Source organism: Sphingomonas sp. NPDC019816 (genome assembly GCF_050274375.1).
GTDB lineage: Bacteria > Pseudomonadota > Alphaproteobacteria > Sphingomonadales > Sphingomonadaceae > Sphingomonas.
This window is the reverse complement of sequence record NZ_JBNNOB010000185.1, coordinates 1-5,420: the sequence shown is the minus strand read 5'-3', so window position 1 is coordinate 5,420 and position 5,420 is coordinate 1. Positions and strand designations below refer to the sequence as shown.

The 5,420-nt window shown below is 63.0% G+C and carries 9 protein-coding genes and 1 pseudogene; 5 read left to right on the top strand and 5 right to left on the bottom strand.

Going from position 1 to position 5,420, the window contains the following annotated elements; all coding sequences use genetic code 11:
• Positions 1-46: 46 nt before the first annotated feature.
• The 4 genes from ACQKJZ_RS17825 to ACQKJZ_RS17810 all read left to right on the top strand — a co-directional run bounded on the left by ACQKJZ_RS17825 (position 47) and on the right by ACQKJZ_RS17810 (position 2,066).
• Positions 47-220 (top strand): hypothetical protein, encoded by a 174-nt coding sequence (locus ACQKJZ_RS17825; RefSeq protein WP_427732855.1) that lies wholly within the window; start codon positions 47-49, stop codon positions 218-220.
• A 168-nt stretch (positions 221-388) separates the two neighbouring features.
• Complete coding sequence (gene tnpA / locus ACQKJZ_RS17820; protein ID WP_010339227.1) at positions 389-808, top strand: IS200/IS605 family transposase; 420 nt, start codon at positions 389-391, stop codon at positions 806-808.
• A gap of 89 nt (positions 809-897) precedes the next feature.
• Positions 898-1,449: a recombinase family protein gene (locus tag ACQKJZ_RS17815; protein WP_037525727.1), complete on the top strand. Its 552-nt coding sequence runs from the start codon at positions 898-900 to the stop codon at positions 1,447-1,449.
• On the top strand, positions 1,446-2,066 hold the full coding sequence (locus ACQKJZ_RS17810) for a hypothetical protein (protein ID WP_126053496.1): 621 nt from the start codon (positions 1,446-1,448) through the stop codon (positions 2,064-2,066). Before ACQKJZ_RS17815 ends, ACQKJZ_RS17810 begins: the two co-directional genes overlap by 4 nt.
• Positions 2,067-2,485: 419 nt before the next feature.
• On the opposite strand, the gene ACQKJZ_RS17805 is transcribed toward ACQKJZ_RS17810, so the two are convergent.
• The 5 genes from ACQKJZ_RS17805 to ACQKJZ_RS17785 are packed head-to-tail and all read right to left on the bottom strand — an operon-like array spanning position 2,486 to position 4,801.
• Positions 2,486-2,923 carry a hypothetical protein gene (locus ACQKJZ_RS17805; RefSeq protein WP_010339224.1) on the bottom strand — a complete coding sequence of 146 codons (438 nt, stop codon included), beginning with the start codon at positions 2,921-2,923 and terminating at the stop codon, positions 2,486-2,488.
• Positions 2,924-2,930: 7 nt separating this feature from the next.
• The gene (locus ACQKJZ_RS17800; RefSeq protein WP_126053495.1) at positions 2,931-3,599 is read right to left on the bottom strand and encodes a hypothetical protein; all 669 of its coding nucleotides are present in this window, start codon (positions 3,597-3,599) and stop codon (positions 2,931-2,933) included.
• Positions 3,600-3,607: 8 nt separating this feature from the next.
• Positions 3,608-4,228, bottom strand: a complete 621-nt coding sequence (locus tag ACQKJZ_RS17795) for a histidine phosphatase family protein (protein ID WP_010339222.1) — start codon at positions 4,226-4,228, stop codon at positions 3,608-3,610.
• Between the two features lie 2 nt (positions 4,229-4,230).
• Positions 4,231-4,551, bottom strand: a complete 321-nt coding sequence (locus tag ACQKJZ_RS17790) for a type II toxin-antitoxin system YafQ family toxin (protein ID WP_029547945.1) — start codon at positions 4,549-4,551, stop codon at positions 4,231-4,233.
• Positions 4,520-4,801: a type II toxin-antitoxin system RelB/DinJ family antitoxin gene (locus tag ACQKJZ_RS17785; RefSeq protein WP_010339220.1), complete on the bottom strand. Its 282-nt coding sequence runs from the start codon at positions 4,799-4,801 to the stop codon at positions 4,520-4,522. Before ACQKJZ_RS17785 ends, ACQKJZ_RS17790 begins: the two co-directional genes overlap by 32 nt.
• A gap of 418 nt (positions 4,802-5,219) precedes the next feature.
• On the opposite strand from ACQKJZ_RS17785, the pseudogene ACQKJZ_RS17780 reads away from it, so the two are divergent.
• Positions 5,220-5,420 (top strand): annotated as a pseudogene (locus tag ACQKJZ_RS17780) (transcription elongation protein SprT); the annotation flags it as partial.

The window sequence follows — 5,420 nt, the reverse complement described above, 5'->3', positions numbered from 1 at the left end:
AAAAGGGGGGAGCGGGGGGGGGGGGGGGGGTGGGGGGGGGGTTTTTTTGGTTTTTTTTTTTTTTTTTTTTTTTTTTTTTTTTTTTTTTTTTTTTTTTTTTTTCATGGAGCGCCTGTTCGCGCAGATGCGGCGGATCATGACCCTCAACCGCGTCGAGGAGGTCACCGCTGACATCGTTCAGGCCGCGCGCGATTGCCTCGTCATCGGACCCGGCAACTGACAAATAGCGCGATCAGAACGCCGCCATTTAGCGTCACGCTTTGGGAGCAACCCCTCCGACTTCAGTCGGATACTGGCTTCAGCCATAGACTCGCATAATAGCAGGTATCCTCGGGAAAGTGAGACCGCCTGAAAGGCGTGAAGTCTCACTTTCCCGAGGATACCTGCTATGGGCTATTCGAGTGGTTGCCACACGACCTTTCATCATCGCTATCATATCGTCTGGGCGCCCAAATACCGTTTCAAGGTGTTGCACGGCGAGGTCCGCCTCAGGGTGCGCGAGATCATCAAGCAGGTCTGTGTCGAAATGGGCGTGACGATCGTCAATGGCGCGCTTTCACGCGATCACGTCCATATGTTCGTTGAAATCCCACCGCATATCTCGGTCAGCGACTTCGTGCGCCGGGTCAAGGGGCGGTCCTCGCGCAAGATCCAGCAGGAGTTCGAGCATATCCGCAAGCGCTACTGGGGCCAGCGCTTCTGGCAGCGTGGCTACTTCTCAACCACGTCCGGAAACATCACCGACGATATCATCATGCGCTATCTCGACCGCCATACCCACAAGCAAGGCTTCAGCCCTTCGCCATGAACCTACCGGCGTCAGCCGGTCAGTCATTCAGCGCGAGCGTTTACATCCGCGCCCTTCCCTGATGCAAAAATCTGATGCAGAATCGCGGCATGATTTACGGCTATGCGCGCGTCTCGACCAACGGCCAGGACCTGGCCCAGCAGCTCGCCCAGCTTGAGGCGGCCGGCTGCACGAAGATCTACCGCGAGAAGATCAGCGGCGCGTCGGCCGAGCGGCCTCAGCTCAAGCGCGCGATCGGCGCGCTCGATCCCGGCGACGTGCTGATGGTGACGGCGACCGATCGCCTCGCCCGCAACACGCGTGACCTGCTCAACATCCTGCACGCGGTCAAGGAGACCGGCGCCGGCTTCCGCTCGATCGCCGAGCCGATGCTGGACACGACATCGCAGCTCGCCGAGGTCGTGATCGCGGTGCTGGGCGTCGCGGCGAGCTGGGAGCGCCAGCGGATCGTCGAGCGCACCAGCGCCGGCCGCGCCCAGGCCAAGGCGCGCGGGGTCAAGTTCGGCCGCAAAAGCGCCCTCACCCCCCACCAGCAGGCCGAGGCACGGCGCAAGCTCGACGCCGGCGACACTCAGCGTTCCGTCGCGGCGCTGTTCAACGTCAGCCAGGCGACGATTTCGCGGTTACAGGAACGGCCATGATGACGGGGCTGCAATGGCCTGGTGCCGCCATCGTCGTCAGTCTGGCCATCAGTCTCGCAGGATGTAGTCCGGCGAAAGAACCGGCGGTGGCGGAGGGACCACCCCAACGAGCAAGTTCGTCGGAATTGCCGCCGCCCCCTCCCCCGCCAGTGCCCGGCCCCAATTATCATGGTAACGGGAGTGCCATCGCGGTTCCTGGCGCTCCCGACATTAGCGGCCTCGATGATGCGCAGATCGACGTGATGTTCGACGAGGCGGTCGCGCGGGCGCGACCGGGGGAAGGCAAGCAAGCGATTTGTGTCGGGCTGCAGGGCCTCGCCGATGGCGCTGTTAAGGATGCCCCGGAAAGAACGATCAGGCGATTGGCCGAGCTACTGCGCTTGCCCGCCTTCCCCGCCTCCCAATGCAGGGCCGATGCCACTCCGTTCGTCACCGCGACCAAGGCCGAAGCGATCCTCTACACGGTGAGGGTCGAATCTCGCGATCGGAAAGGTGTGCTGACTTTTTGGGCGACAGCCGTATTCGGCAATCTCGGAGCGCATGGAATGCAATTCCGCCTTATCCGCCAAGCTGGACGCTGGGTGCCTGAGCCTACCGGATTATCGGTGTTGTCATGAGGCGATCAGTGCGCCGGTATAGCACGTTCTTGCCATCTTTGCTTTTAACCGCGATGGGACTTGAGGGCTGCGCTACGACGAGCGAGCCTCCCATGTCAGGAATCGCGCTACCAACACTATCGTTCGATCCCGAGATAGCATTGACGGCGCTAGCGTCCGGCCGGCTCGTTGCCCGTGATGGCTGTCTGCGGCTTGTCGGCAGAGCGGGCAAAACGAGGGCGCTTGTCATTTGGCCCAAGGGCTCCCGGATCGTGACCGAGGGACGCGGAGCTGCCGTTATATTGGGCAACAGCGGGCAGCGCGTGCCGATCGGCCCACGCATTCAACTTGGCGGGGGCGTCGGCGAGAGCATACCTCCCGAGGCCCTTTCCACTCCCCTGCCCTCGCAATGTGCCGGCCCCTATTTCAGCGCCAACTGACTATCGCGCCTTACCGGGCACGACGGGGTTATGAAATACCGAAGGCGTGATCCCGACCAGCAGGAACAGGGGCCGTCCGCAAAATTCGGCCAGTTCTTCGCTGAATCCACGTCGCACCTTGGAGAGAGGGCCGCCGAGCAATTGAAGCGGGGCGGAGGGCTTCGCGGTTGCAGATTGCAGGGTAGCGTCAAAGGTCGCTGGCGTGCGGAATACCGGCGAATATTCTTGGCCGCTGTAGTCCACGACAAGGCACGATCCTTGCCGCCGCACGAAGCCATGCCGTTCAATCGCGTCAGACACGACCAGGCCGTCTTCTGATTCCTGCACATCGTTTCGGACGAGCGCGGTGACGCCATCCTGGGTCTGTTCGACCACCGATGGCGAGGTCTCTCCCAGGCCGCACGCGCTCACCAGCAGGAACAGGCACAGTGCGGCCACCCTCACATCACTCTCCTGGCAAAATGCCGTTAACCGCGAAGGTCGGGAATGTGCGGCAGTCGGAGGGAATGGCATGTTGTCGTGCAAATGCAGGCGAGACGGTGTTTCCGCCGGTGCCTGTCAGCGCGACCGGCGCGCCGATCGCGGCGGACGCGCCCAACTGCTCGATGCGATATCCATCCTGCGTCTGCGTAATTTGCGCGGGCTGTCGCCAGACCAACAGGCGTGAACCATTGGCTTCGCGGAGCACGACACATCCCCTCTCCACCGCGAGCATTCCGCGCGCTTCCTGCATAGCCGATGGCGGGAAGGTCGCGGCATCGTAGGTCACGATAAATGGCCGTGCTTTGGAATATTTCGCCGGAATTGTCTGGCAATCCCGCTCATCGATCAGGGGAACAGTGGTCGCAAGATCGCGCGGGGGTAACGGTCGCAGCGCCGCGCACGAAAAATCCGGTGCTGCCGTGGTCAGTTCGTAAGCGGTGCTGATGACGATCGCGCCGCGCCTGGCATCGATGACTATTCCTAGTGGCCCGTAGAGATCGCGCGGCAAGGCGGATCGGCTATTCGTAAAAGCGCGCTCTAGCTCGGCGGCCGAGTATGGATGCGCCCCAACATGGCTGTTGGTAGGAGGCTCCGGCGTGTTGGCGCAGGAGGCCAGCAGGATCGCCGCCAAGAGAGGGGTTATGCGTCGAGTGCCAGTGAACATTCCCAGCGATCCTCAGTCCACCTGAACCCGATCCTTTCCGCGTTGCCGATCGCGGGCGGCTCGCCCTTGCGCCAGAACGCTCGCATCTTGGCGCGGTCATCCATATGGGCATCGGCGACGATCGCGCGCGCGGCCTGGATGAACTGCCCATGCCCGAACACATAGGCCAGCGAGTCCGTGGGCATGGCGGCGAGGCGGTCTAGCGCCGTCTCGCAGCGCCGGAGCAGCGTGGCGAAGCTCTCTGCCCCCTCCCCGTCGCAATAGTCCGGGTCCGCGTCCTGCCAATAGCGTTCGAGGTGCGGCATCCTCTCGGCGCTGCGCGTGCCGTTCCAGCGCGCCGGTTGCAGATAGGTGAACTCTTCGATCGGCCACACTTCGACCGGCACACCGGGAAAGCGCGCGATCGTCGGCGCGGCCGTCTGCTGCGTGCGGGTATAGGGGGACGTGACGATGAGCGCGGGCGCTTGCGTCCAGCTCGCCGCGACCGCCCTCGCCTGTTCGTGGCCGCGCTCCGTCAGCTCGATCGTCGCGAGATCGTGGCACGGCACGCCGGCATTGCCGGTGGATTCGCCGTGACGGATGAAGATTACGCGCATGGCTATTCAAACAGTTCCGCATGAGTGCCGGCGCGCACGAAGTTCACCAGATTCCCCTCAATCGTATAGATCAGCAGGAAATCGCCGCCGATATGGCACTCGCGATGATCGCTCCAATCGCCTTTCAGCGGATGATCCAGCCATTCCGGGCCTAACGGCGCGTCGTTGGCGATGAGCATCATCATCGCCTCCTTGAGCTGTTTCATGTTGTAGCGCCCGCTGCGCGACAGTCGCTCCCAATCCTTGACGAACCTTTTTTCGTAGGACGCCTCTCTTGGGAACGAAGCCCGCTTACTGCTGGTGGGCTTCTTGGTCGAGGGCATCGAACATTTCCTGGGCATCGGTGAAACGGGCGCGGTGGGCCTTCATCGTCGCGCGGGACGCCTCGATCGCGGCGCGCGTCTCGGCGTTCGGCACCTTCAGCTCGAACGGCAACGCATGATCCTTGGCAACCCGCGTGAGGGTCATGCGGACCACATCCGAGACGGTCAGCCCCAGCTCGGCCAGCACGGCGGCGGCTTCATCCTTCAATGTTTCGTCGATGCGCGCGCGCACGAAAGCGGTAGCGGCCATTGGAACCTCCTTGGTCAAGCCGACAATGTAGCTCATTTGAGCAACAATTTCAATCCAGGCAGGGGACATGCGCCTGCCGCTGGCGCGGCACCGTGGCCCTACTCGCTTCGCTCCCCAAGCCCGCAAGCGGTCTTGGCCCAAGGTGACGACCCACATGGCGGGGGCGAGATCGCAAGCGGATCTCGCTTCATGGTGCCGGCGTGCGCCGGCGTCGATGTTCGTTCAAGGGGGAAAGGCGGTCCCGGCCGTCTCTCCCCCGCAACGGGATTAGATGGGGCCGTGCCTCGCTGCGCTGCGGCCGCACCACCCCCATCGAATCCCGCTGCCCCCCTCTCTCGCCGGCGTTCTTGGGCGTCCGTGTTCCGGCCGATGGCATGGCCATCGCCGGACAGGCGATTTGAAGGGAGGAGTAAGGACGATGACCCACCAAACCCGCGAAAGCTGGCTCAATGCCGTGGCGCTGGGCATGGCTCCGCTGTTCGAGGCGCTGGACGCCCCCCTGCCCGACCGCGTGCGCGTGGCGATCGGCTTCACCAGCAGAGGCGCGAAGGGCAAGGCGATCGGCGAGTGCTGGGATAATCAGTTGAGCGCGGACGAGCATTTTGAAATCTTCATCCTT